Source organism: Streptomyces sp. NPDC033131 (assembly GCF_055578365.1).
The window spans coordinates 1-24,809 of sequence record NZ_JBVIPA010000032.1 but is presented as its reverse complement, the minus strand read 5'-3'; the positions used below and the strand labels follow the sequence as shown (position 1 = coordinate 24,809).

At 70.4% G+C, this 24,809-nt stretch carries 19 protein-coding genes and 2 pseudogenes; 15 read left to right on the top strand and 6 right to left on the bottom strand.

Features of this window, described 5'->3' with window-relative positions; translation table 11 throughout:
• Window positions 1-112: 112 nt before the first annotated feature.
• Window positions 113-1,333, bottom strand: coding sequence for a PucR family transcriptional regulator (locus ACZ5XS_RS32305; RefSeq protein ID WP_468657312.1), 1,221 nt, complete (start codon window positions 1,331-1,333; stop codon window positions 113-115).
• 143 nt (window positions 1,334-1,476) lie between these two features.
• On the opposite strand from ACZ5XS_RS32305, the gene ACZ5XS_RS32300 reads away from it, so the two are divergent.
• The 3 genes from ACZ5XS_RS32300 to ACZ5XS_RS32290 all read left to right on the top strand — a co-directional run bounded on the left by ACZ5XS_RS32300 (window position 1,477) and on the right by ACZ5XS_RS32290 (window position 4,560).
• Window positions 1,477-2,403: a proline dehydrogenase family protein gene (locus ACZ5XS_RS32300; protein ID WP_468657310.1), complete on the top strand. Its 927-nt coding sequence runs from the start codon at window positions 1,477-1,479 to the stop codon at window positions 2,401-2,403.
• A 46-nt stretch (window positions 2,404-2,449) separates the two neighbouring features.
• On the top strand, window positions 2,450-4,081 hold the full coding sequence (gene pruA, locus ACZ5XS_RS32295) for an L-glutamate gamma-semialdehyde dehydrogenase (RefSeq protein ID WP_468657308.1): 1,632 nt from the start codon (window positions 2,450-2,452) through the stop codon (window positions 4,079-4,081).
• A gap of 347 nt (window positions 4,082-4,428) precedes the next feature.
• On the top strand, window positions 4,429-4,560 hold the full coding sequence (locus ACZ5XS_RS32290) for a hypothetical protein (RefSeq protein WP_302185381.1): 132 nt from the start codon (window positions 4,429-4,431) through the stop codon (window positions 4,558-4,560).
• A gap of 56 nt (window positions 4,561-4,616) precedes the next feature.
• Here the strand turns inward: ACZ5XS_RS32290 and ACZ5XS_RS32285 are convergent, their stop codons facing one another.
• A complete protein-coding gene (locus ACZ5XS_RS32285) occupies window positions 4,617-6,182 on the bottom strand; it encodes a purple acid phosphatase family protein (RefSeq protein WP_468657453.1) in 1,566 nt (521 codons plus the stop codon).
• Between the two features lie 143 nt (window positions 6,183-6,325).
• On the opposite strand from ACZ5XS_RS32285, the gene ACZ5XS_RS32280 reads away from it, so the two are divergent.
• A complete protein-coding gene (locus ACZ5XS_RS32280) occupies window positions 6,326-7,369 on the top strand; it encodes a 3-isopropylmalate dehydrogenase (protein ID WP_468657306.1) in 1,044 nt (347 codons plus the stop codon).
• 255 nt (window positions 7,370-7,624) lie between these two features.
• On the top strand, window positions 7,625-8,713 hold the full coding sequence (locus ACZ5XS_RS32275) for a branched-chain amino acid aminotransferase (RefSeq protein WP_217234718.1): 1,089 nt from the start codon (window positions 7,625-7,627) through the stop codon (window positions 8,711-8,713).
• 373 nt (window positions 8,714-9,086) lie between these two features.
• Here the strand turns inward: ACZ5XS_RS32275 and ACZ5XS_RS32270 are convergent, their stop codons facing one another.
• Window positions 9,087-9,326, bottom strand: a complete 240-nt coding sequence (locus ACZ5XS_RS32270) for a hypothetical protein (RefSeq protein WP_468657304.1) — start codon at window positions 9,324-9,326, stop codon at window positions 9,087-9,089.
• Window positions 9,327-9,425: 99 nt separating this feature from the next.
• Between ACZ5XS_RS32270 and ACZ5XS_RS32265 the strand changes: the two genes are divergently transcribed.
• From ACZ5XS_RS32265 to ACZ5XS_RS32245, 5 genes are all read left to right on the top strand, one after another.
• On the top strand, window positions 9,426-9,791 hold the full coding sequence (locus ACZ5XS_RS32265; RefSeq protein ID WP_468657302.1) for a TolB-like translocation protein: 366 nt from the start codon (window positions 9,426-9,428) through the stop codon (window positions 9,789-9,791).
• Window positions 9,792-9,844: 53 nt separating this feature from the next.
• A complete protein-coding gene (locus ACZ5XS_RS32260) occupies window positions 9,845-11,113 on the top strand; it encodes a TolB family protein (RefSeq protein WP_468657300.1) in 1,269 nt (422 codons plus the stop codon).
• Between the two features lie 308 nt (window positions 11,114-11,421).
• Entirely contained in the window at window positions 11,422-13,026 is a 1,605-nt protein-coding gene (gene cimA, locus ACZ5XS_RS32255) for a citramalate synthase (RefSeq protein ID WP_468657298.1), read from the top strand.
• 209 nt (window positions 13,027-13,235) lie between these two features.
• Window positions 13,236-16,250, top strand: coding sequence for a glycoside hydrolase family 3 protein (locus ACZ5XS_RS32250; RefSeq protein ID WP_468657296.1), 3,015 nt, complete (start codon window positions 13,236-13,238; stop codon window positions 16,248-16,250).
• A 62-nt stretch (window positions 16,251-16,312) separates the two neighbouring features.
• Window positions 16,313-17,692, top strand: coding sequence for a hypothetical protein (locus ACZ5XS_RS32245; protein WP_468657294.1), 1,380 nt, complete (start codon window positions 16,313-16,315; stop codon window positions 17,690-17,692).
• Window positions 17,693-17,786: 94 nt separating this feature from the next.
• Here the strand turns inward: ACZ5XS_RS32245 and ACZ5XS_RS32240 are convergent, their stop codons facing one another.
• Window positions 17,787-18,569: a serine protease gene (locus tag ACZ5XS_RS32240; RefSeq protein ID WP_468657292.1), complete on the bottom strand. Its 783-nt coding sequence runs from the start codon at window positions 18,567-18,569 to the stop codon at window positions 17,787-17,789.
• 237 nt (window positions 18,570-18,806) lie between these two features.
• Between ACZ5XS_RS32240 and ACZ5XS_RS32235 the strand changes: the two genes are divergently transcribed.
• On the top strand, window positions 18,807-19,370 hold the full coding sequence (locus ACZ5XS_RS32235) for a YdeI/OmpD-associated family protein (protein WP_468657290.1): 564 nt from the start codon (window positions 18,807-18,809) through the stop codon (window positions 19,368-19,370).
• Between the two features lie 115 nt (window positions 19,371-19,485).
• Here the strand turns inward: ACZ5XS_RS32235 and ACZ5XS_RS32230 are convergent, their stop codons facing one another.
• Complete coding sequence (locus ACZ5XS_RS32230) at window positions 19,486-20,094, bottom strand: YceI family protein (protein WP_468657288.1); 609 nt, start codon at window positions 20,092-20,094, stop codon at window positions 19,486-19,488.
• A gap of 142 nt (window positions 20,095-20,236) precedes the next feature.
• On the opposite strand from ACZ5XS_RS32230, the pseudogene ACZ5XS_RS32225 reads away from it, so the two are divergent.
• A pseudogene (locus ACZ5XS_RS32225) lies at window positions 20,237-20,484 on the top strand (hypothetical protein); the annotation flags it as partial.
• 232 nt (window positions 20,485-20,716) lie between these two features.
• Here ACZ5XS_RS32225 and tnpA read toward each other — a convergent pair.
• Window positions 20,717-21,160: pseudogene (gene tnpA, locus ACZ5XS_RS32220) on the bottom strand (IS200/IS605 family transposase).
• A 25-nt stretch (window positions 21,161-21,185) separates the two neighbouring features.
• On the opposite strand from tnpA, the gene ACZ5XS_RS32215 reads away from it, so the two are divergent.
• The 3 genes from ACZ5XS_RS32215 to ACZ5XS_RS32205 all read left to right on the top strand — a co-directional run bounded on the left by ACZ5XS_RS32215 (window position 21,186) and on the right by ACZ5XS_RS32205 (window position 24,677).
• Window positions 21,186-22,409: an RNA-guided endonuclease InsQ/TnpB family protein gene (locus ACZ5XS_RS32215; RefSeq protein WP_468657286.1), complete on the top strand. Its 1,224-nt coding sequence runs from the start codon at window positions 21,186-21,188 to the stop codon at window positions 22,407-22,409.
• A 402-nt stretch (window positions 22,410-22,811) separates the two neighbouring features.
• On the top strand, window positions 22,812-24,431 hold the full coding sequence (locus ACZ5XS_RS32210) for an acyl-CoA carboxylase subunit beta (RefSeq protein WP_468657284.1): 1,620 nt from the start codon (window positions 22,812-22,814) through the stop codon (window positions 24,429-24,431).
• A 57-nt stretch (window positions 24,432-24,488) separates the two neighbouring features.
• Complete coding sequence (locus tag ACZ5XS_RS32205; RefSeq protein ID WP_217234709.1) at window positions 24,489-24,677, top strand: acyl-CoA carboxylase subunit epsilon; 189 nt, start codon at window positions 24,489-24,491, stop codon at window positions 24,675-24,677.
• Window positions 24,678-24,809 lie beyond the last annotated feature (132 nt).

Genomic DNA, 24,809 nt, shown 5'->3' with positions numbered 1-24,809 from the left:
GGCGGGTCCTGGCAGGAGGGCGTCCTCCGCTCCCGCGCTCACCTGGTGTGGATCGCCTGCGCGTCGGTCACACTCGTCGCGCCGGGCACCGCCGTCCCGGCGGCCTGGCCGGTTACAGCCGCGCCCCCTTCAACGCCATGTGCAGCAGCAGCCGGTCCTCGCCGTCGTCCAGGTCCAGCCCCGTGAGCTGTTCGACCCGCGACAACCGGTAGTAGAGGGTCTGCCGGTGGATCCCCAGCTCCGCCGCCGTCCGGCCCGCCTGGCCCGCGCAGTCGAGGTAGACCTCGGCCGTGCGGGCCAGTTCGCGGTGGGCGGGGGAGAGGAGCCTGCGTACGGCGGGGTCGTGGGCCGCCTCGGGGGGCAGGGCCGTCAGCAGGCGGTACGGGCCGATCGACGCCCACTCGGCGACCGGGCCGAGGCGGGGTTCCGCCAGGGCCGCGCGGGCGGCGGCCGAGGCCTCCTGCCAGGCCGTGCCCAGTTCCGCGAGCCCGGCGCGGGCTGCCGCGACGCCGGCGGCGGCCGTCGCGCCGTGCGCCCGCTCCAGCAGCCGCCCCGCCGCCGACGTGGCCGGTGTCAGGACGTCCGCCGAGCGCAGCCGCACCAGCAGGGCCAGCGACGTGGCCGTCGTCCCCCACGGCACCGTGCACAGGGCGGTCGCGCCCGGCACGGTACGGACCGAAGGGGCGTCGTCCGGGCCGGTCGCGGACCAGGGGGCCACGCACACCACGGTGTGCAGGGTGTCGGTGCGCGGCCCGAGGGCGGTGCGGAGTTCGGCGACGGCCATGTCGCGCTGCCAGTCGCGCTCGGCCGTGAGCACCGCCCTCAGTTCCCGCGAGAGGTCCGCCCCGTGCTGCGCCTCGTCCGCGAGCAGGGCGCCGATGCGGGCGGTCACTTCCATGGCCGCCGTCAGCTGCCGCTCGGTGGGTCCCGGGTCGTCGGCCAGCAGCCAGACGTACCCGAGGACGACACCCCGATGGCGTACGGGAAGGCAGACGCGTCCCCGGTACACCCCCGCCTCCGGCGTCGGCGGGATGCGGACGGGGCCGGTCGCCCGCGTGATGCCGAAGCCCTCGAACCACGTCCGGACCTCGGCCGTCGAGCGGCGGGTCAGGATCGAGCGGGTGCGCACCGGGTCCAGGGCGGCGGCATCGAGCTCGCCCTCACTGTCGTACGCGCCGAAGGCGATCAGCTCGAAGTCACGGCTCTCCAGCGTCGCCGGGGCGCCGAGGATCTCCGAGACCTCGTCGACCAGTTCCTGGTAGTCGCCCTTGTGGTCCTTGTAATCCGACGTCACCCGGGCATTCTCCCGTATTTCCGCAAGCCCTTCATACATCTGTCTGAGATCCGGGGCATGGATGCGTGACAGCTGTCGATGGCAGACGATCGGAGGGATCCTTAGGTTTCACGGTGGTTCTCCGTGCCGTTCCCGGAACGTAGGGAAACGGCCTCGTCTGGGTTGGTATGTGGAGGTTCCCCGTGCTGGGTCCCGTGATTCTCGCCGCGTCGCGCAGCGACCGGATGCGCCACCTGATCTCGGCGGCCCCGGTGACCAAGCGGGTCGTCGACCGCTTCATCCCGGGCGAGACGGTCGACGAGATCGTGCCCGTCGTCCGGTCGCTGACGGACCGGGGCCTGGAGCTGACGATGGACGTCGTCGGCGAGGACATCACCTCGCCCGGGCAGGCCGCCGCCGCGCGGGACGCGTACCTGGAGCTCGTCGACCGGCTGAAGCAGCTGGAGCTGGGCGCCCGCGCCGAGATGTCGGTGAAGCTGTCGATGTTCGGCCAGGCACTGGCCGGAGGTCACGAGCTGGCTCTCGGTAACGTCCGGCCCGTCGTCGAGGCGGCCGCCGCCATCGGCACGACCGTCACCCTCGACGCCGAGGACCACACCACCCTCGACTCGATGTTCGCCATCCACGACGAGCTGCGGAAGGACTTCCCGCAGACCGGCTGCGTGATCCAGGCCTACCTCTTCCGCACCGAGGCCGACGCCCGCCGCCTCGCCGGGAACGGCAGCCGGGTCCGGCTGGTGAAGGGGGCGTACAAGGAGCCCGCCGAGGTCGCGTACCAGCGCAAGCACGAGATCGACAAGGCGTACGTCCGGATCCTGAAGGTCCTGATGGAGGGGGAGGGGTACCCGATGATCGGGTCCCACGACCCGCGCCTCATCTCCATCGCCCAGGAACTCGCCCGGCGCTCCGGCCGCAAGCCCGGCGAGTACGAGTTCCAGATGCTGTACGGCATCCGGGGCGACGAGCACCTGCGGCTCGCCGCCGAGGGCCACCGGATGCGCGTCTACACCGCCTACGGCACCGACTGGTACGGCTACTTCATGCGCCGCCTGGCGGAGAAGCCGGCCAACCTGCGCTTCTTCGCCCGCTCGATCCTCACCAAGGACTGAGCCGCACACCGCTCGCAACACCGCTCAGTAAGGAGTTACGGAACCCATGGACGCTGTGACCCAGGTCCCCACCCCCGTCAACGAGCCGGTGCACGGCTATGCCCCCGGCTCGCCCGAGCGTGCCCGGCTGGAGGCCAGGCTGAAGGAGCTGGCCGAGAACCCGGTCGACCTGCCGTGCACCATCGGCGGCGAGCAGCGGCTCGGTGGCGGCGAGCGTTTCGACGTCGTGCAGCCGCACAACCACAAGGCCGTCCTCGGCACCTACGGCAACGCCACCCGGCAGGACGCCCAGGACGCCATCGACGCGGCCCTCGCCGCCGCGCCGGGCTGGCGTGCGATGTCGTTCGACGACCGTGCGGCGATCATCCTGCGCGCGGCGGACCTGCTGGCCGGCCCCTGGCGCGAGACGCTCGCCGCCTCCACCATGCTGGGCCAGTCCAAGACCGCGCAGCAGGCCGAGATCGACACCCCCTGCGAGCTGGTCGACTTCTGGCGCTTCAACGTCAAGTACGCCCGTGACCTGCTCGCCGAGCAGCCCCCGGCCAACTCCCCGGGCGTCTGGAACCGCCTCGACCACCGCCCGCTCGAGGGCTTCGTCTACGCGATCACGCCCTTCAACTTCACGGCGATCGCCGGCAACCTGCCGACGGCCCCGGCCCTGATGGGCAACGTCGTCGTGTGGAAGCCGTCCCCGACGCAGACCCACGCCGCCGTGCTGCTCATGCGGCTCCTGGAGGAGGCCGGTCTGCCCAAGGGCGTCATCAACCTCGTCACCGGTGACGGCATCGAGGTCTCCGAGGTCGCCCTGGCCCACCGCGACCTGGCCGGCATCCACTTCACCGGCTCGACCAAGACGTTCCAGTACCTGTGGAAGACCGTCGGCGCCAACATCGAGAAGTACCGCTCCTACCCCCGCCTGGTCGGTGAGACCGGCGGCAAGGACTTCGTCGTCGCCCACCCGAGCGCCGACCCCGCCGTCCTGAAGACGGCCCTGACCCGCGGTGCCTTCGAGTACCAGGGCCAGAAGTGCTCGGCGACCTCCCGGGCGTACATCCCGGCATCGATCTGGAACAGCGGCTTCCGCGAGGAGTTCGCCGCCGAGGTCGACTACATCACCATGGGTGACGTCACCGACCTGTCCAACTTCATCGGCGCCGTCATCGACGAGCGGGCCTTCGCCAAGAACAAGGCGGCCATCGACCGCGCGAAGGCGGACCCCGCCTGCACGATCGTCGCGGGCGGGTCCTACGACGACTCGACCGGCTACTTCGTCCGCCCGACCGTCATCGAGTGCGGCGACCCGGCGAACGAGGTCTTCACCACCGAGTACTTCGGCCCGATCCTCGCCGTGCACGTCTACGAGGACGACAGGTACGACGAGATGCTGACCCAGATGGAGTCGGTGTCCGCCTACGCGCTCACGGGCGCGGTCATCTCGGCCGACCGCGCGGCGACGGCGTACACGATGGACAGGCTGCGCTACGCGGCCGGCAACTTCTACATCAACGACAAGTCGACCGGCGCCGTCGTCGGCCAGCAGCCCTTCGGCGGCGGCCGCGCCTCGGGCACCAACGACAAGGCGGGCGCCCCGCAGAACCTGATGCGCTGGACGCTGACCCGGGCCATCAAGGAGACGCTGGTCCCGCCGACCGACTACACCTACCCGCACATGGGCTGACCTCCCCCACGGGGAAACGGGCCGGGTCGTCATCGACCCGGCCCGTCCGCGTGTCCGTGCGGGCCCTGGTGCGAGAGCTGCGGACAGGGGCGAAACGGCGGTTCAGCGCGGTGTGAGTCAGCGCACAGCCCATGCGCCGTCTCAGATAGTAGGAAGTCCGAGTAATTGTGGAGACAGGCGCGCGCTCCTCGCTTAGCTTTGTAGGAGCCGAACGTCTCGCTCGACCAAGCGAATGGCGGTCGTGAGCCGGGCCCCGTTGCAGGCAACCCCTGCGGTCCGCTCCCCGCCCCTTCCGGCGTCTCGCAACCCCCTGTGCACTCCAGGAAACTCGAAGGAGTCGATTTCCCATGGCCGAGACGACCGCCCGCCGCCGAGTCCGCCGTATTTCCCGTACGAGCGAGTCCGACCGCAAGAACGCAGCGGCTGCCCTCCAGGCCGCCCTCGACCGCCGCGACAACGGCGGCTCGACGGGCCACTGAGCCGGGCCCAGTCCGCAGATAAGCCGGGAGCCGCGCCCGCGAGGTGCGGCGCGGTCTCAGACGCCGCGCCGCACCTCGAAATGGTCGACCCGCTCCCCGCTCTGCGCCAGCGCCGACACCGTGAGACGCGGCCGCGCCCCGCTCTCCGCCTCCACCGAGAGGAAGGAGAAGCCCCGGTAGCGCACCCGCGACCACTCCACGGTCTCCTTCTCGGACTCCTTCGACTTCGTCCACCGGAAGGTCTCGACCGGCTCGCGGCCCGTGACGTGCCCCTCGTAGCTCTCCTTGACGCCCGTCGGAAAGCCGTACAGGTCCTTGCCGCCGCCGCCCGCCGTGACATACACCGTCCCGTCCCGCGTGGGGTCCGTGGACGCGCCGATCGGGACCGGCCTGCCGACCTCGCCGTCCTTGATCGCGTCGGTGCGCTCGTAGACGTGGTTGTGCCCGTTGATCACCAGGTCCACCTGGTGCCTGGCGAACAGGGGCAGCCACTCGGCCCGGACCCCGCCGTCGGAGGCGTGCGTGGAGGTCGAGTACGCGCAGTGGTGGAAGAAGACGACGACGAAGTCCACCGTGGCGTCCGCCCGCAGCTCGCCCAGCTTCCGGTCCAGCCAGGCCGTCTGCTTGCCTTCCGTGTAGCCGAAGTTGGCGGGGATCTCGTACGACACGTCGTTCGCGTCCAGCGCCACGAAGCCGACGTTGCCGTACGTGAACGCGTACACGCCCGGGGCCGCGCGCGGGTCGAAGCCGCTGTCCGGCAGGGACCAGCGGGCCAGCTGGCCGCCGTAGCCGTCCGGCGAGTACCAGGCCTCCATGTCGTGGTTGCCGGTCGTCACCATCCACGGCACCGACCTCGTCACCGGCTCGTTCTGCTGGAGGAACAGGTCCCAGAAAGCGGGGTCGTAGCCGTCGGACTTCTCGCCGCGGCCGTTGACGTCGGCGTAGCAGATGTCGCCGGCGTGGAGGTGGAAGGCGGGGTCCTGGCGCAGCAGCACGTGGTCGTTGGCAGCCGCGGCCTTGCCGACTCCCTGGTCGCCGAACGCGGTGAACACGAACCGTTCGGGGCTCGCCGGGGCGGTGCGGAAGGTGCCGATGGTCTTCCTGTGCCCGGGTGACGCCGGATCGAAGCCGTCGTGGCCGACGCCGTAGTAGTACGTCGTGCCGGGGCGCAGGCCGTCCAGGGCTGCGTGCAGGTAGTACTGGTCGAGCGCCGGGCGCACCCCGGTCAGCCCGGGCGTGTGCAGGTCGCGGACCTCGGCGTCGATCCGGCGGTCGAGGCCGTCGGGCCGGGTCCCGATCCGGAGGTACGGCTTGCGCACCGCGAGCGGCACCTGCCAGGAGACCCGCATCTGCGTCTTCGGGTCGGCGCCGAAGGCGAGATGCCGGCCGAAGGGGGTGACGACGGAGCCGTGCACCCGGGACGCGGCCGTCGCGGCCGTCGTGCCGGCGGTCGTCTCCGGCGAGCCGCCGCCCGAACAGCCGGTCAGCAGCCCTCCCGCCACCGCGCCGGCCGTCACCAGCGTGCGGCGCCTGGACAGCTTGGTGCGCAGGTACTCGTGCTGTTCCGCCATGCTCATCCGGCGGGCGAGCGCGGGCGGGATGCCGAAGTCGGGGGTCTCCATGGTGGTGAACTTCCCAGCGCAGCCCAACACCCGCCATACGTACGGGTGAACGCAGTCCGACAGGATGACGTTGTCCGCCGTCTGCGTGTCCGTATCGCGGACAGTGCGTGTCATCACATGGGACGAGGGAGTACGGTGCCGACATGTCTCGCAGCCTCAATCTCGCAGTGATCCCCGGTGACGGCATCGGGCAGGAAGTCGTGGCCGAAGGCCTGAAGGTCCTCTCCGCCGTCCTCCCGCAGGATGTGAAGCTGGAGACCAAGGAGTACGACTTCGGCGCCGCGCGCTACCACGCCACCGGTGAGACCCTCACCGACGCGGACGCCGAGGCCCTCAAGCAGCACGACGCCATCCTGCTCGGCGCGATCGGCGACCCGTCGGTCCCGTCCGGTGTCCTGGAGCGCGGGTTCCTGCTGAAGCTCCGCTTCCTCTTCGACCACCACGTCAACCTGCGTCCGTCGAAGCTGCTGCCGGGTGTCGCCACCCCGCTCGCCGGCGAGCCCGAGATCGACTTCGTCGTGGTCCGTGAGGGCACCGAGGGGCCGTACACCGGCAACGGCGGCACCATCAGGAAGGGCACTGAGCACGAGGTCGCCACCGAGGTCTCCGTCAACACGGCCTTCGGTGTCGAGCGCGTGGTCCGCGACGCCTTCGCCCGCGCCCAGGCGCGCCCCCGCAAGAAGCTCGCGCTGATCCACAAGAACAACGTGCTGACCTTCGCGGGTCACCTGTGGACGAACATCTTCAACAAGGTGGCGGCGGAGTTCCCCGAGGTCACCACCGAGTACATGCACGTGGACGCCGCGACCATCTACCTGGTCACGCAGCCCGAGCGCTTCGACGTGATCGTCACCGACAACCTCTTCGGCGACATCATCACCGACCTCGCCGCGGCCGTCTCCGGCGGCATCGGCGTCGCCGCGAGCGGGAACATCAACCCCTCCGGCGAGTTCCCGTCCATGTTCGAGCCGGTCCACGGCTCGGCCCCGGACATCGCCGGTCAGGGCAAGGCCGACCCCACCGCCACGGTCCTGTCCGTCGCCCTCCTGCTGCGTCACCTCGGCTACGAGTCCGAGGCCGCCCGCATCGAGGACGCCGTCTCCACCGACCTCGCGGAGCGCACCGGCAAGCCCGCCCGTTCCACCTCCGAGATCGGCGACGCGCTCGCCGTACGAGTAGCCGGCTGACCCGCCGCGCTCTCGCGAACCTCTCGAAGCCGCCGGGTCACTCACCACCCGGCGGCTTTCGCATGTCCCCGCCGGGGTGCCACCATCATCCCCTGGGCCGCATTTCACGCTGTTTTTCGTCCACGGCCTCCGTCGCGAGATAATCGAACGCGGAGCCGCGGAATGAGGGAATGCTCGGACGTCCTAGCACTGGCCACTGGCAGTACGGGCGTGAGCGCGGCCCGTCACTATCCGACCGGTGAAGGACAACCACTCATGACGACGCCCACGATCGAGCTCAAGCCCTCGGCCTCGCCACTCTCCGACGCGGAGCGCGACGCGATCCTGGCCAACCCCGGGTTCGGCCGCCACTTCACCGACCACATGGTGATCATCAAGTGGACGGAGGGCCGAGGCTGGCACGACGGCCAGCTCGTCCCGTACGCGCCGATCTCCCTCGACCCGGCGACCATGGTCCTGCACTACGCGCAGGAGATCTTCGAGGGGCTCAAGGCCTACCGCCAGCCCGACGGTTCCGTCGCCAGCTTCCGCCCCGAGAAGAACGCCAGGCGCTTCCAGTCCTCGGCCCGCCGCCTCGGCATGCCGGAGCTGCCGGTCGAGACGTTCATCGAGGCGTGCGACGCGCTGGTGCGCCAGGACCAGGCATGGGTCCCGGCACACGGCGGCGAGGAGTCCCTCTATCTGCGCCCGTTCATGATCGCGACCGAGGTCGGCCTCGGCGTGAAGCCCGCCAACGAGTACCTCTTCCTGGTCATCGCGTCCCCCGCGGGCGCCTACTTCCCCGGTGGCGTCAAGCCGGTCTCCATCTGGCTCTCCGAGGACCGCGTCCGTGCCGTCCCCGGCGGCATGGGCGACGCGAAGACGGGCGGCAACTACGCGGCCTCCCTGCTCGCCCAGGCCGAAGCGGCGACCAAGGGCTGCGACCAGGTCTGCTACCTCGACGCGGTCGAGCACACGTGGGTCGAGGAACTCGGCGGCATGAACCTGTACTTCGTGTACGGCGACAAGATCGTCACACCCGCCCTCACCGGCTCCATCCTGGAGGGCGTCACCCGCGACTCCCTGCTCACCGTCGCCCGCGACCTCGGTTACGAGTCCGAGGAGGGCCGCGTCTCCGTCGACCAGTGGCAGCGCGACGCCGAGGCCGGCACCCTCACCGAGGTCTTCGCCTGCGGCACGGCGGCCGTGATCACCCCCGTCGGCACGGTCAAGCGCGCCACCGCCGAGTGGCAGCAGGCGGGCGGCGAGCCCGGCGAGGTCACACTGCGGCTGCGCCAGGCCCTGCTGGACATCCAGCGCGGGACGGCGGAGGACAGGCACGGCTGGATGCACAAGCTGGGCTAGTGTCCTGCACCAGAAGCCAGGGCCGTCGTGGACTCCGTGTCCGCGGCGGCCCGCACGCGTTCCCGCCCCGTCGCCGCCGGGTGAGCCGGCCCGCCCCGGCGCCGCCCCCGACGACAGGAAGCCAGGGCCGGCGGCCGACGAACACGCACCCGTCACCGGGGGACGATTCTCGGCCACGGTCGGGACTTCCTGGACGAAAGCCTCCTCGCGGACGCGTGACCTCCCGCCCGGGTTGTACGCAATAAGGCCGATTGACCGGTGGCCGCCGGTGCGTTTGCCTCGAACGGAGCCCTTGGCGCGGGGCCGGGGGTGAAGCGTCCACGGGGACCACGGGGGGAACATGTCCAGAGCCGTACATGTGTCCAGAGGCTCGTCAGGCGCGGTGCTGTTGCTGGTGCTCGCCGGAGCCGCCGATCCGAGTGCCGGCGCGGCACCGCAGGCACCGCACGCACGTCGAACGGGTCAGCACCGCCGCCGACGGCACCCAGGCCGACGGGCCGTCCGACGGCGCCGCGATCAGCGCCGACGGCCGGCGGGTCGCGTTCACGTCCGACGCGCCGAGCTTCGGCTGCGCGCACTTCTCGCCGTGCCTGCTCGTGAAGGACCTGGCCACCGGCGGGATCACCAGGGTCGATCTCGGCAGCGGCCAGACCTACGACTCGCCGCTGCCGAGCGCCGACGGGGCCGTATCGCCTACTCCGCGGGCACCCGGTTGCTGGCCCCGTACCTGTACGACCGCGCCACCGGCCGCTCGGAGCGGCTGCGGCCCGAGAACCCGCCCGGTTCCGACGAGTCGGGCCGCGCGCAGTCGATCAGCCCGGACGGCACGCACGTCGCGTACACCATCGGCAACCGCGACGGCGACGAGAACTTCCGGCTGTTGTACGTCCGCGACACGGCCACCGGCACCGACGAGCTGATCGGCGTCTACCGCTGGGGCGCCCGCAACGACCTCCCGGCCGGGCACCCGTCCGTCAACGCCGACGGCACGGCCGTCGCGTTCGAGCCGGCGTCACCCGATCTGGTGGCGGGGGACACGAACGGGGTGACGGGCGTCTTCTTGCGGACAGTGCAATGACGACGAACGACCACGGGGAAACGACCATGGACAAAACCAACGGGGGAACAACCATGCGCACGAAGAAGCACCGCACCGCCTCGGCGGCGGCCACCGTCGTCGCGGCCACCGCCGCCATGGCGCTCACCGGATCCCCGGTGAGCGCCGCACCCGGCGTCCCGTACACGGAGAAGGCGAGCGTGGCCCCTGACCGCACGGACGGCAACGGCGCCTCCGACGGCCAGAGTCTGAGTGCGAACGGCCGTCACCTGGCCTTCGTCTCCGACGCCGACAACCTGGTCGCGGGCGACACCAACGGCACCGCCGACGCCTTCGTCCGCGACCTGAGGACCGGCACCACCCGCCTGGCGAGCACCGCGGAGAACGGCAGCCCGTGGAACGCTCACGTCCTGGACGTCTCCCTGAGTGCCGACGGCCGGTATCTGGCGTTCACCTCCAACGCCACCTACGACACCGCCGACAACCACGTCTTCGTCAAGGACCTGAAGACCGGCGCCCTCCAGCGGATCGACGACGCCGTCGACACGGGGTACAGCGCCGGCAGCGGCCCCGCCCTCAGCGCCGACGGCCGCTATGTCGCCTTCGTCGCCCTGCGCACGGGTGACGCGCCGGCGGGGGACGGTTCGAACCGGGTCTACCGCGTCGACCGCGTGACCGGCGAGGCCGTCCGGATCAGCCAGGTGCCCGGCGAGAACGCCTGGAAATCCGCCGCCACCCGTCCGACCATCAGCGCGGACGGCAGTCGGGTCGGCTACCAGTTCTTCGTCCCGTACCCCACCCGGGGCGACTGGAGCGACGCCTACGTCCGTGATGTGCCGAGCGGCGAGCTGTTCCAGGCCGACAAGGCACCCGACGGCAGGACCTCCGACGCGCAGACCGAGTTCCCGCAGGTCAGCGCCGACGGCCGGTACGCGGTCTTCAACTCGCTCGACTCGCAGCTGACGCCGGGCGACACGAACAACGGACACAACGCCTTCGTCCGCGACCTGAAGACGGGGAAGGTGCAGCGGATCGACGCCGCCGACCCGGCCGCCTCCACCGCCCAGCCCCGGCTCAGCGCCGACAGCCGGTTCCTCGTGTTCAGTTCGTCCGACCCTGCCGGCCCGAACCACGCGAGCCAGGCGTACGTACGCGATCTGCGCACCGGACGCACCGTGCTCGCCAGCCCTTCGGTGCAGGGCGGTCCGAGCGGCTCCTACGGGGTGTCCTTCCCGGTGATCGACCGGCACGGCCGCCAGGTCGCCTTCAGCAGCAGCGCCGCCGACCTCGTGCCCGGTGACTCCGCCGACACCACGCACGTCTTCGTGCGCCACCTGCGGTGATCAACCGAGTGCTCGCATCCTGAGACAGACGGTGAGCACGGGGACGGTCTGTGCCAGACTGCCTCCGTGCTCTCGTTCGCCACGATTATTGGCAGCAGGCGCGCCGGTCCGCAGTGACCGCCACGTACGACCAGGTACGGGCGGACACCGTCGTCTTCGACCCGCGCGCAGACCTCTCGCACCCGCGAGAGGTTTTTCGCTTTTCTGGCCCACCCGCAGCCGGAGGCGAGAGTGCGAGGGACCATGTGAGGACGGTGGAGCCGGTCATTCCGGTACAGACCGAGATCCGACACAGGAGCCTTGACACCATGACCGAAACCAGCGAGCTCGACGATTCGTTCCACGTCTTCGACACCACCCTGCGCGACGGCGCGCAGCGGGAGGGCATCAACCTCACCGTCGCGGACAAGCTGGCCATCGCACGGCACCTGGACGACTTCGGCGTGGGCTTCATCGAGGGCGGCTGGCCCGGCGCCAACCCGCGCGACACCGAGTTCTTCGCCCGCGCCCGGCAGGAGATCGACTTCAGGCACGCCCAGCTGGTCGCCTTCGGCGCCACCCGCCGGGCCGGCGCCAAGGCCGCCGAGGACCCCCAGGTCAAGGCGCTCCTGGACTCGGGAGCCGACGTCATCACCCTGGTGGCCAAGTCCCACGACCGGCACGTGGAACTCGCGCTGCGCACCACGCTCGACGAGAACCTGGAGATGGTCCGCGACACGGTGTCCCACCTGAAGGGGCAGGGCCGCCGCGTCTTCGTCGACTGCGAGCACTTCTTCGACGGCTACCGCGGAAACCCGGAGTACGCCAAGGCGGTCGTACGGGCGGCGTCCGAGGCGGGCGCCGACGTGGTCATCCTCTGCGACACCAACGGCGGCATGCTCCCGGCGCAGGTCCAGGCGGTCGTCGCCACGGTCCTCGCCGACACCGGCGCCCGCCTCGGCATCCACGCCCAGGACGACACGGGCTGCGCGGTCGCCAACACCCTCGCCGCGGTGGACGCGGGCGCGACCCACGTCCAGTGCACGGCCAACGGCTACGGCGAGCGGGTCGGCAACGCCAACCTGTTCCCGGTCGTGGCGGCCCTGGAACTGAAGTACGGCAAGAAGGTGCTGCCCGACGGCAAGCTCCGCGAGATGACGCGCATCTCGCACGCGATCGCCGAGGTCGTGAACCTCACCCCCTCCACCCACCAGCCGTACGTCGGTGTCTCCGCCTTCGCCCACAAGGCGGGCCTGCACGCCTCGGCCATCAAGGTCGACCCCGACCTGTACCAGCACATCGACCCCGAGCAGGTCGGCAACACCATGCGGATGCTGGTCTCCGACATGGCGGGCCGCGCGTCGATCGAGCTCAAGGGCAAGGAACTCGGCGTCGACCTCGGCGGCGACCGCGCGCTGATCCAGCGGGTGGTCGACCGGGTCAAGGAGCGCGAGCTCAAGGGCTACACGTACGAGGCCGCCGACGCGTCCTTCGAACTCCTCCTGCGGGCCGAGGTGGAGGGCAAGCCCCTCAGGTACTTCGAGGTCGAGTCCTGGCGAGCGATCGTCGAGGACCGCCCCGACGGCATCCACGCCAACGAGGCCACCGTCAAGCTCTTCGCCAAGGGCGAGCGCATCGTCGCCACGGCCGAGGGCAACGGCCCGGTCAACGCCCTCGACCGCACCCTGCGCGTCGCCCTGGAACAGATCTACCCGCAGCTCGCCAGGCTCGACCTCGTCGACTACAAGGTCCGCATCCTGGAGGGCGTCCACGGCACCCAGTCCACGACCCGCGTCCTGATCTCCACCTCCGACGGCGCGGGCGAGTGGTCCACGGTCGGCGTGGCCGAGAACGTGATCGCCGCGTCCTGGCAGGCCCTGGAGGACGCCTACACGTACGGGTTGCTGCGGGCGGGGGTCGAGCCGGCCGAGTAGCGGGCCGCTCAGCAGGAGTCCTCGGCGAGTTTCCGACTCGCCGAGGCTCGACGCCCGGTCGTCGGCCCGTGCCCGGCCGGGCAGCGGAGTGCCGCCCCTCCTGACGTGGTCTTGACGGCTTCCTGGGGCACCGGTTCACTCACGGCGTGTGCTGAGCCGCACGTCGATGCACGAGACACCGTTGGACCACGAGAGCCAGGGGATGTTCCATGCGAAGAACCGCCCTCTTAGCCTCCGCCGCCCTGCTGACCGGACTGCTTCCGCTGGCGTCCGCGCAAGCCGCCGACGACCCGGCGCCCGTCCCCGTCGACCGCTTCGAAGGCGAAGTCCCCTTCGCCTCCCCGCCCGCCGGAGGCATCTTCACCTGGGGCAGCGACACCGACGACCCGCCCGCCCTCGCACTCACCGCACGCGACGACGCCCCCGAGGGCGACAAGGTGCTCACCGGCACCTACGACATCAGCGGCTACGGCGGCTTCACCCACGACTTCGCGTTCGCCGAACCCGCCCACGACTGGTCCGCCCACCAGGGCGTCCGCCTCTGGTGGGACGGGCGGAACAACGGCAGGAAGATCGCCTTCGAGATCAAGGACGGCGGCGCCGACGGGGAGGCCTCCGAGCTCTGGACGACGTCCTTCACGGACGACTTCAGCGGCTGGAAACAGATCGAGATCCCCTTCACCGACTTCGCGTACCGCACGGACTACCAGCCCGTCGGCGGCATCGACCAGATCCTCGGCCTGACCGAGACGTGGGGATACGCCGTCACCCTTCCCGTCGGCGTCAAGGGCGACTTCGCCTTGGACGGCGTCGAGCTGTACGGCAGGGCCGACCAGTCGCTGCGCGCGAGCGTGACGACCGACGCCGCCGTGTATCCGGTGCGGGAGGGCGGCACGGCCGACGTCCGGCTCACCGTCGGCACCACCGGCTCCGCCCCGATCGACGAGCCCGTCACCATCGCCTACGAGACCACCTCGGCCGGCACGGGCTCCGACGGCGACTTCACGCCCCTCAAGGGCGAGTTCACCTTCCCCGCGGGCACCGCCTCCGGCACCTCCCGCACCGTCGAGGTCCGCACCCTGAAGGACAAGCAGGCGGAGTCCGCCGAGACGATCCCGCTCAAGCTGACCGTCAACGGCGCCAAACCCCCGTCCGAGACACCGCAGATCGTGATCGACGCGCACGGACTGCCGTATCTCGACGCCAGGTTGCCGGTGAAGAAGCGCGTGGCCGACCTCCTGTCCCGCATGTCCCTCGAGGAGAAGGCCGGGCAGATGACCCAGGCCGAGCGCGGAGCGGTCACCAACCCCGGTGACATCGCCGCGTACGACCTCGGCTCGCTCCTGTCCGGCGGCGGCTCGACACCGACGCCCAACACGCCCGAGGCGTGGGCGAAGATGATCGACGCGTTCCAACTGCGCGCCCAGGCGACCCGCTTCCAGATCCCGCTGATCTACGGCGTCGACGCCGTGCACGGTCACAACAACCTGGTCGGCGCGACGATCATGCCGCACAACATCGGCATCGGAGCGTCCAGGAATCCCCGGCTCGCCCAGAGGACGGCCGCCGTCACCGCCGCCGAGGTCCGGTCCACCGGCATCCCCTGGGACTTCGCCCCCTGCCTGTGCGTCACCCGCGACGAACGCTGGGGCCGCTCCTACGAGGCCTTCGGCGAGGACCCGGCACTGGTCGATGCCATGGAGACGGTCGTCCAGGGCTTCCAGGGCGCCGCCGACGGCAGTGATCTGAAAGACGGCGACAAGGTCCTCGCCACCGCCAAGCACTTCGTCGGGGACGGCGGCACCGAGTACGGCTCGTCCACGACCGGGACGTACACCATCGACCAGGGCGTCACCAAGGTCACCCGGCGGCAGTTGGAGACCGTCCACCTGGCGCCGTACGAGACGGCCGTCGACCGAGGCGTCGGCACGGTCATGCCGTCCTACTCCTCGCTCGACATCGCCGGCGACGGCCGGGGGCCCGTGAAGATGCACGCCCGCGCCGACATGCTGAACGGCGTCCTGAAGGGCCGTATGGGCTTCGACGGCTTCGTCATCAGCGACTGGGCGGCCATCGACCAGCTCCCGGGCGACTACGCCTCCGACGTCCGCACGTCCGTCAACGCGGGCCTCGACATGATCATGGTCCCGTACGCGTACCGCGACTTCCACGCCACACTCCTCGACGAGATCGAGGCGGGCCGCGTCGGCGAGCGGCGGATCGACGACGCCGTGTCGCGCATCCTCACCCAGAAGTTCAAGCTCGGGCTCTTCGAGAAGCCGTACGCCGACACGAGCGGCGCGTCCCGGATCGGCTCCGCCGGGCACCGCGCCGTGGCCCGTCAGGCGGTCGCCGAGTCGCAGGTGCTGCTGAAGAACTCCGCGGGGCTGCTGCCGCTGCGGAAGAGCCAGAAGGTGTACGTCGCCGGGTCCAACGCCGACGACATCGGCAACCAGAGCGGCGGCTGGACCGTCACCTGGCAGGGCTCCTCCGGTGACATCACCCCCGGCACGACCATCCTCGAAGGGATGCGCGAGGCGGGCGGTGACGTCACCTACTCCAAGGACGCCTCGGCACCGACGGGCGGCCACGACGTCGGGGTGGTCGTCGTCGGCGAGACCCCGTACGCCGAAGGCATGGGCGACGTCGGCAACGGCCACGACCTGGAGCTGTCCGCCGCCGACCGGGCGGCCGTCGACACGGTGTGCGCCGCGATGAGGTGCGCGGTGCTGATCGTCTCCGGGCGCCCCCAGCTCCTCGGGGACCGGCTCGGCGAGATCGACGCCCTGGTCGCCTCCTGGCTGCCGGGCACGCAGGGAGACGGCGTGGCCGACGTCCTGTACGGCAGGCGGCCCTTCACCGGACAGCTCCCGGTGACCTGGCCGAAGTCCCAGGCGCAGCTGCCGATCAACGTCGGCGACGCGGCCTACGACCCGCAGTTCCCCTACGGCTGGGGACTCACGACCCTGAGCCGGGTCCCGGAGGGCGGCGCGACGGCCCTGAAGGCACTCGGCGTCGCGGCCGGGGCGGCCGAGCGGGCCGGAGCCGAGGAGACCGGCCGTGCGCTCGTCACCAGGGCCCGGCTGATCGTTCAGCAGAAGGTGGGACAGGACGTCACGGCGGCGGTCGCGAAGCCCTTCGCCGACGCGGACCGTCTGCTGCTGACCGGGCGGTACGGAGAGGCGGTGGAGAAGCTGACGGCGGCCTATCGGGCGGCGGCCTGAGCGACCGGGTTCCCGCCGGTCCGAAGGGACCTTTTTCGTCGGCTTTCGGGTAGCTTCGAAGTATGAAGGTCGCCCTATCGGCCCGAAGCCTTGCCGGACTGCTCGCCGCACTGGCGCTCGCCGTCCTGACGGCCCTGACCGTCCTGACGGCGGGCGCCCCGCGCGCCTTTGCGGCCACCGACGTCTCGACGATCGCCGAGGCCCTGCGCGAGGATCCGGTGTACGTCGCACCGGCCGCCTCCGACCAGCTCTCCGCCGCCGACGCCGACGCGCTGGCCGAGCAGATCAAGGATGCCGACAAGCCCCTCTTCGTCGCCGTCCTGCCCGCCGACCAGCCGACCGAGCAGCTCTTCACCGACCTGCGCACCGCCACCGGCATCACCGGCCTGTACGCGATCCGCGTCGGCGACGACTTCGACGCCCGCGCCGACTCCTCGGTCCTGCCGCCCACGGCGGTACGGAACCTCGTCAGCAGTGTCGGGACGGAGAAGGCCGCCGAGACGCAGATCGACGACTTCACCGACCGCGCCCTGACGAACATGGGCGGCTCGGCCCCGGCGGGCTGGGACACCTCCGGCGACGGCGGCGGCGGGTCCACCGCCGGACTGATCACCGCCGGTGTGGTCCTGGTGGCGGGCGGCGGAGGAGCGTACGCGCTCGTACGGCGCAGGCGGCGCCGGCACGAGGAGGCGCAGCGGGCCGCGCTGGAGAGGCTGCGCGTCGTGGTCGACGAGGACATCACCGCCTTCGGCGAGGAGCTGGACCGTCTCGACTTCCATCCCGGGGAGCCGGGCGCCACCGACGCCATGCGCGAGGACTACGAACGCGGGCTGGACTCCTACGAGAAGGCGAAGACGTTCATGGCCCAGGCCGCGAAACCGGAGGACGTCCGGGCCGTCACCCAGTCCATCGACGACGGCCGCTTCTCGCTGGCCGGTCTCGCCGCCCGCCGCGAGGGCCGGCCGCTGCCCGAACGCCGGGCACCCTGCTTCTTCGACCCGCGCCACGGCCCCTCGGTCGCCGACGCGACCTGGACACCGGTGGACGGCACCCCGCGCGAGGTCCCGGTCTGCGCGGCTGACCGGACCCGCCTGGCGGACGGCCGCGATCCGGTGGTCCGCGAGGTCGACACGGAACAGGGCCGCCGCCCCTACTGGGACGCGGGCCCCGCGTACGGCCCCTGGGCGGGTGGCTACTTCGGCGGCGGCATCCTGCCCGGCCTGCTCATCGGCACGATGCTCGGCAGCATGATGGCCACCCCGGCCTACGCCGCCGACTACGGCTCCGGCTACGGCGACTTCGGCGCCGGCGGCTACGAGGGCGGCGACGTGTCCGGCGCGGACTTCCACACCGACGACTTCGGCGGCGGCTTCGGCGGCGGGGACTACGGCGGAGGCGGCGACTTCGGCGGGGGCGGCGGGGACTTCGGCGGCGGGTTCTGACGCTCCGGCGCAGGTTCTGACGCTACGGAACGGGCCCGGCGCAGGACAGCGCCGGGCCCGGTCGTACGAGGTGACGAGGTGAGGCGCGCGTGCGTCAGAGCGTGGACGCGGCCGAGGCGATCGCGGAGGCGAAGGTGGAGACCTCGGTGTAGACGCCGGGGGCGTTGGGCCGGGCGCAGCCTATGCCCCAGCTGACGATGCCCACCTGGATCCAGGCGTTGGCGCTGTCCCGGCGGAACATCGGGCCGCCGGAGTCGCCCTGGCAGGTGTCGACGCCGCCGGCCGCGTAGCCGGCGCAGATCTCCTCGGCGGCGACGAGGCCGCTGTAGCCGCTGTAGGAACGACACGTGGCGTCGCTGACGAACGGCACGTTGGCCTTGAGCATGTACCGCTGCTGGGCGCCGCCCTCGGAGGCCGAGCCCCAGCCGGCGACGGTGAAGGTGCCGGTGTTGTACTGCGTGGTCGTGGCGATCTTCAGCGTCGGCAGGTTGATGGGCGCGGCGAGCTTGATGAGCGCCCAGTCCTTGCCGGTGCCGTTGTAGCCGGGGGCCCGGTACACCTTGGTGGACCTGACCTGGACCCGGCCGGTGGTGGACTGGAGGTCCACGACACCGGCGGTGGCGGTGATGCTGGTGTTGTTGCCGGTCGCGCCCACGCAGTGCGCGGCGGTGAGCACGATCTGCTGGGTGTACAGCGCGCCGCCACAGCCCATCGAGAGCCGGACCATGAACGGGAACTCGCCCTGCGCCGCGCGGGTTCCGCCGACGACGGGGGCGGGGGCGGCGTTGGCGGCCGAGACGGGCTGAAGGCTGGCGATCGCGAGGGCGGCGGCACCGACGGCCGCGCATCTCTTGAGTGCCGAGAGGAGTCTCTTCAACGTGATGCCTTCCGTGGGGGGTTGACCTGGGGACGGTGCGAGACGTACGAGGAGACACAGAATTGACGTGAGCATGTCATTAACGGCAACAAAGAAGTGCCTCTTACTGGCATGCGCAGGTCAAATCTGTTGCTGGATTATGAGAACCCCGTGAGTGCCCGCACAAGGGGTGGGATTCGGCCACGCGCACAGCGCTCACCAGCCGCGCGCCATCGACTCGCCGCCTACGGTGTCCCCATGATCCCCGAGGACCCGCAGCCCCGAGCCTTCGACAGCACGACCGCCCTCGACGACTGGCTCACCGCCCACCCGGCCCCCCATCCGGGCCTGTGGGTCAAGGTCGCCAAGAAGTCCTCGGGCCTGCCCTCCGTGACCGCTGCCGACGTCAACGACGTGGCCCTCTGCCACGGCTGGATCACGGGTCAGCGCAAGGCGCTCGACGCCACGCACTACCTGCAGCGGATCACCCCGCGTCGCCCCGGCAGCCTGTGGTCGATGGTCAACGTGCGGCGCGTGGAGGAACTGACGGCGGGCGGCCGCATGCGCCCCGCCGGACTCGCCGAGGTGGAGGCCGCGAAGGCCGACGGCAGATGGGCCGCCGCGTACGAGTCGCAACGCGAGGCCACCGTCCCCGACGACCTCACCGCCGCCCTGGAACGGAACCCCCGCGCCAAGGCCGCCTTCGAGCGCCTCGGCAAGACGGACCGGTACCTGGCCATGCTCCCCGTCCTGCGGGCCCGTACGCCGGACAGCCGCGATGCCCAACTGGCGGCCGTCGTCGGCAGACTGGCAAGGGGATGACGCGCCGAGCGCCCGCCCTCCCGGTCCGTGGGGACCGGAGGGCGGGCGCGCTCAGTGCTCATGTGTCTCGACGGCTCACCGGGTTGCGGCTTTCCTCGGGCAGCCGCCGGCAGGCTCAGGCGTTCTTGATCGCCGAGATGTCGAAGTTCAGCTTGATCTTGTCGGAGACCAGGACGCCACCGGTTTCCAGCGCCGCGTTCCAGGTCAGGCCCCACTCGGAGCGGATGATCTCCGCCTTGCCCTCGAAGCCGACGCGCTCGTTGCCGAAGGGGTCCTTCGCGGCGCCGTTGAACTCGAGGTCGATGGTGATCGGCTTGGTGACGCCGAGGACGCTGAGGTCGCCGGTGATGCGGTAGTCGTCGCCGCCCAGGGCCTCGGCCGAGGTCGAGCGGAAGGTCATCGTCGGGAACTCGTCCGTCTTGAAGAAGTCCGAGCCCTTGAGGTGACCGTCGCGGTCCGCGGAGCCCGTGTCGATGCTGTCCATCTTGACGTCGATGGACGCCGTGGACGCGGACGGGTCGCCGCCGTCGAGGTGCAGGGAGCCGCTGAAGTCGAGGAACTTGCCCTTGACGTTGGTGACCATGGCGTGCCGGGCGACGAAGCCGAGCGTCGTGTGGGACGGGTCGATGGTGTAGTCGCCGGTCAGCGCGGCGAGGTCGGGGTTCACGGCGGCGGGCGCCGCGGCGGTCGTGTCGGCGCTGTCCTTGCGGCCGAAGATGCCCATGACGTGCTCCTAGCGAGATCGACGGGATGATGTTGAACGTTCAACCAGGTCAACAGTGACGACCGTAGACCTATTCCGGTGACGCTTCAACCTTTTCGGCGGAGTGTTGCCCGATGGCACGGAAGTGGTAGACGAAACGGTCATGGATCCCCAGCGCCGAGCCTCCGCCCTGCCCGGCCCCACCCGCCGGGCCCTCCTGTTCACCGCCGCCCTGCCTGCGACGACCATCGCCGCCGCTCCCCCCGGCTCCCTGCGGACGCGGCCGCCGACCCCTACGACACCCTCCGCCGCCGCTGGCTCGACCTCGCCCTCGGCACCGGCTACGACCCCGCCACCGAGCCGTACGCCTCCCGCCTCGCCGAAACCGGCGAGCTCGCCCGCGGCTTCCGCACGGCCGGCGGGCTGACCGCGTCCGCCGGTGCGAGCGTGCTGGTCCGCCGCCGAGGCCGCACCGCTACGAGGTTCATTCCAGTGCATCGGGCCTTCAGCCCGGTGGTGAAGCGAATCTGATGGTTGCGAGCGGAGCGTCGCCGCGTCTGGTCCGGCGGAGCCGGACACGGCATGTTCACCACCCGCGGCGCGGAGCGTCGTGATCGCTGGTCCCGGCAAAGCCGGGCTGTGCTCACACCGGCCGGTTCTGCTGTTCGATGTACTGCCTGACCACGGTGAGCGGGGCGCCGCCGACGGTGCCTGCGAAGTAGGAGCCTGACCACAGCTTGTTGGCCCTCCAGTAGTGCCGTCCAGGCCGGGGAACTCTCCCCCAGCCTTCGGTCGGGAGGTGCCCCCAGGCGCAGACGGCGCGAGGAGACACCCTTGAGGGAGTTGACCAGTTTGGTGACGGCGACCTTGGGCGGGAAGTTCACCAGGAGGTGGACGTGGTTGTTCTCGCCGTTGAACTCCACCAGATCGCACTCGAAGTCCGCGCACACCGACCGCATGATCTCCTCCATGCGCCTCAAGTGGGCATCGGTGAACACCTTGTGCCGGAACTTGGTCACGAAGACCAAGTGCACATGCATCACGAAAGTATGTGCCGACCAGTTCTGATCTTCTGCATCTCACCCATAACCCAAGTATGTATCGTGGCTGTCATGCAACTCCGGTACGCCTTCAGGTTGTACCCGGACCCCGGTCAGCAGGGGGCGTTGGCGAAGGCGTTCGGGTGCGCCCGCGTCGTGTTCAACGACGCGGTGCGCGCCCGCGAGGACGCCCGCAAGGCCCAGCAGCCGTTCCCGAAGATCGGCGAGCTGTCCACCCGCCTGATCACCCAGGCGAAGCAGACCACCTCACGCTCCTGGCTGGGCGAGGTCTCCGCGGTCGTCCTGCAGCAGTCCCTGCGCGACGTCGAGACCGCGTACCGCAACTTCTTCGCCTCCCTCAAGGGCACCCGCAAGGGCCCCAAGGTGGGCGCCCCGCGCTTCAAGTCCCGCAAGGACGCCCAGCAGTCGATCCGGTTCACCGCCAACGCCCGCTGGCACCTCACCGACAGCGGCCGGCTGAACCTGCCGAAGATCGGTCCGGTGAAGGTGAAGTGGTCCCGCACGCTGCCCGCCACCCCCACCTCGGTCACCGTCATCAAGGACTCCGCCGGGCGGTACTTCGCCTCCTTCGTCATCGACACCGACCCACAGGCGGATGCCGAGCGGATGCCCGCCACCGACCGCACCATCGGCATCGACCTCGGCCTGACGCACTTCGCCGTCCTGTCCGACGGCACGAAGATCGACTCCCCGCGGTTCTTGCGCCGCGCGGAGAAGAAGCTGAAGAAGGCCCAGCGGGAACTGTCCCGCAAGCAGAAAGGTTCGAAGAACCGCGCCAAGGCCCGGCTCAAGGTCGCTCGCGCCCACGTCAAGGTCACCGATGCCCGCCATGAGTTCCACCACCAGCTCTCCACGAAGCTGATCTCCGAGAACCAAGGGATCGCCGTGGAGGACCTGTCGGTGACGGGACTGGCACGCACCAGACTGGCCAAGTCCGTCCACGACGCCGGCTGGGCCTCATTCGTGAACATGCTGGAGTACAAAGCACAACGGTACGGGCGGGCCCTGATCAAGATCGGCCGGTTTGAGCCGACGAGTCAGGTCTGCTCCACCTGCGGCGTCAAAGACGGGCCCAAACCCCTCGACGTGAGGGAATGGACGTGCGCCGCCTGCGGCACCGTCCACGACCGGGACATCAACGCCGCGATCAACGTGAAGACGGCCGCCGGACTGGCGGTATCGGCCTGCGGAGCGCCGGTAAGACCAGAACTCGTTCTGGCACAGCGCGAAGAAACAGGAAGCCACGGATTCCCGACCGAGCCCCGTGCCGCGTAGCGGCACAGCAACGATCGAGAAGGCCAGAATCCTCGGGCTTCAGCCCGAGGTGCAAGTCAACCTCTGCGTGAGCGAGCCCGCCGCCCCGCACTGGTGCGCCGCTGGAGATCGGCTGGGGCCACCCGGTGGGCGGGGTGATCCGCGCGGACCCCTCGGTCGAGGTGGTCTCCACAGGCCGCCGATTGCGCCTCCGTGTCACTCCGGGGAGGGCATGTGCCACCCACGAATGTGAGGTGACTCTCACTGGCTGAGTTTGTACGACCCCTACAAGCACGATGCCCCTTGAGCAGTCAGAAGGGCTGCATGTGGCCCCGGTTCTGTTCAGGGGTACCAAGGAAACGGTCCGGAGACTGTACGGAGTCGACGGCGAGCTTTCCTTGGTGGTGTTCGTAAGGTCGCTACATGACCGTTTTGGATGAGGCGCCGGGTGAGTCGACCGACGAGGCGACGGGCGAGCCGACGGGTGAACCGACGGACGCCCGCGGGCGGGTCGCCGAGCTGCACGAGATCCGTGCGCAGGCGCTGGCCGGCCCCGGCGAGAAGGCGACCGCCGCGCAGCACGCCAAGGGCAAGCTGACCGCACGGGAGCGCATCGAGCTCCTCCTGGACCCGGATTCCTTCCGGGAGGTCGAACAACTGCGGCGACACCGGGCGACCGGCTTCGGCCTGGAGGCGAAGAGGCCGTACACGGACGGTGTCGTCACCGGCTGGGGCACCGTGGAGGGCCGTACGGTCTTCGTCTACGCCCACGACTTCCGCATCTTCGGCGGCGCGCTGGGCGAGGCCCACGCCACGAAGATCCACAAGATCATGGACATGGCCATCGCGGCCGGCGCCCCGCTGGTCTCCCTGAACGACGGCGCGGGCGCCCGTATCCAGGAAGGCGTCTCCGCGCTCGCCGGCTACGGCGGCATCTTCCAGCGCAACACCAAGGCCTCCGGAGTCATCCCGCAGATCTCGGTGATGCTCGGCCCGTGCGCGGGCGGCGCGGCCTACAGCCCCGCCCTCACCGACTTCGTGTTCATGGTCCGCGAGACCTCGCAGATGTTCATCACCGGCCCGGACGTCGTCAAGGCGGTCACCGGCGAGGAGATCACCCAGAACGGCCTCGGCGGCGCCGACGTGCACGCCGAGACGTCCGGCGTGGCGCACTTCGCCTACGACGACGAGGAGACGTGCCTCGCCGAGGTGCGCTACCTGCTGTCGATGCTCCCGCAGAACAACCGCGAGAACCCGCCCCGGGTGGAGCCGAGCGACGAGACGGACCGCCGCAGCGAGATCCTGCTCGACCTGGTCCCGGCCGACGGCAACCGGCCGTACGACATGACCAAGGTCATCGAGGAGATCGTCGACGACGGCGACTACCTGGAGGTCCACGAGCGCTGGGCCCGCAACATCATCTGCGCCCTGGCCCGTCTCGACGGCCAGGTGGTGGGCATCGTCGCCAACCAGCCGCAGTCCCTGGCCGGGGTCCTGGACATCGAGGCGTCGGAAAAAGCTGCACGCTTTGTCCAGATGTGCGACGCTTTTAACATCCCGATCATTACTTTCCTGGACGTCCCCGGGTTCCTCCCGGGCGTCGACCAGGAGCACGGCGGGATCATCCGGCACGGAGCGAAGCTGCTCTACGCCTACTGCAACGCGACCGTGCCGAGGATCTCCCTGATCCTGCGCAAGGCCTACGGAGGTGCCTACATCGTCATGGACAGCCAGTCCATCGGCGCTGACCTCACCTACGCGTGGCCGACCAACGAGATCGCCGTCATGGGCGCGGAAGGCGCGGCCAACGTGATCTTCCGCCGCCAGATCGCCGAGGCCGAGGACCCCGAGGCCATGCGGGCCCGCATGGTCAAGGAGTACAAGTCCGAGCTCATGCACCCGTACTACGCGGCCGAGCGCGGCCTGGTCGACGACGTCATCGACCCCGCGGAGACCCGCGAGGTGCTGATCAAGTCCCTGGCGATGCTGCACACCAAGCACGCCGACCTGCCCTCCCGCAAGCACGGCAACCCCCCGCAGTAACCCTGCGGAACCTCTGCGGTTCCCCCGCGGAAACCTCTCTCACGGAGACTGACACCCATGACCACGCATGACATTCGTGTCGAGAAGGGCCACGCCGAGCCCGAGGAAGTCGCCGCCATCACGGCCATCCTCCTGGCCCGCGCGGCCGCCGCCCCTGCCGCCCCGACCCGCCGAGGCCGCCCGAAGGCAGGCTGGCGCCGCCTGGAGCGCGAGCCCGGCTTCCGCGCCCCGCACAGCTGGCACTGAGCCCCGCGCACAACTCACGAAGGCCCCGGCCGCCCCCCTTAGGTTCTAGCGATCGTCGCAACACCCCCAGTTCAAGGGGTTGCGATGTTCGAGATCCGCAAGACCCGGACGGTGGCTCAGGGCCGCAGGAAG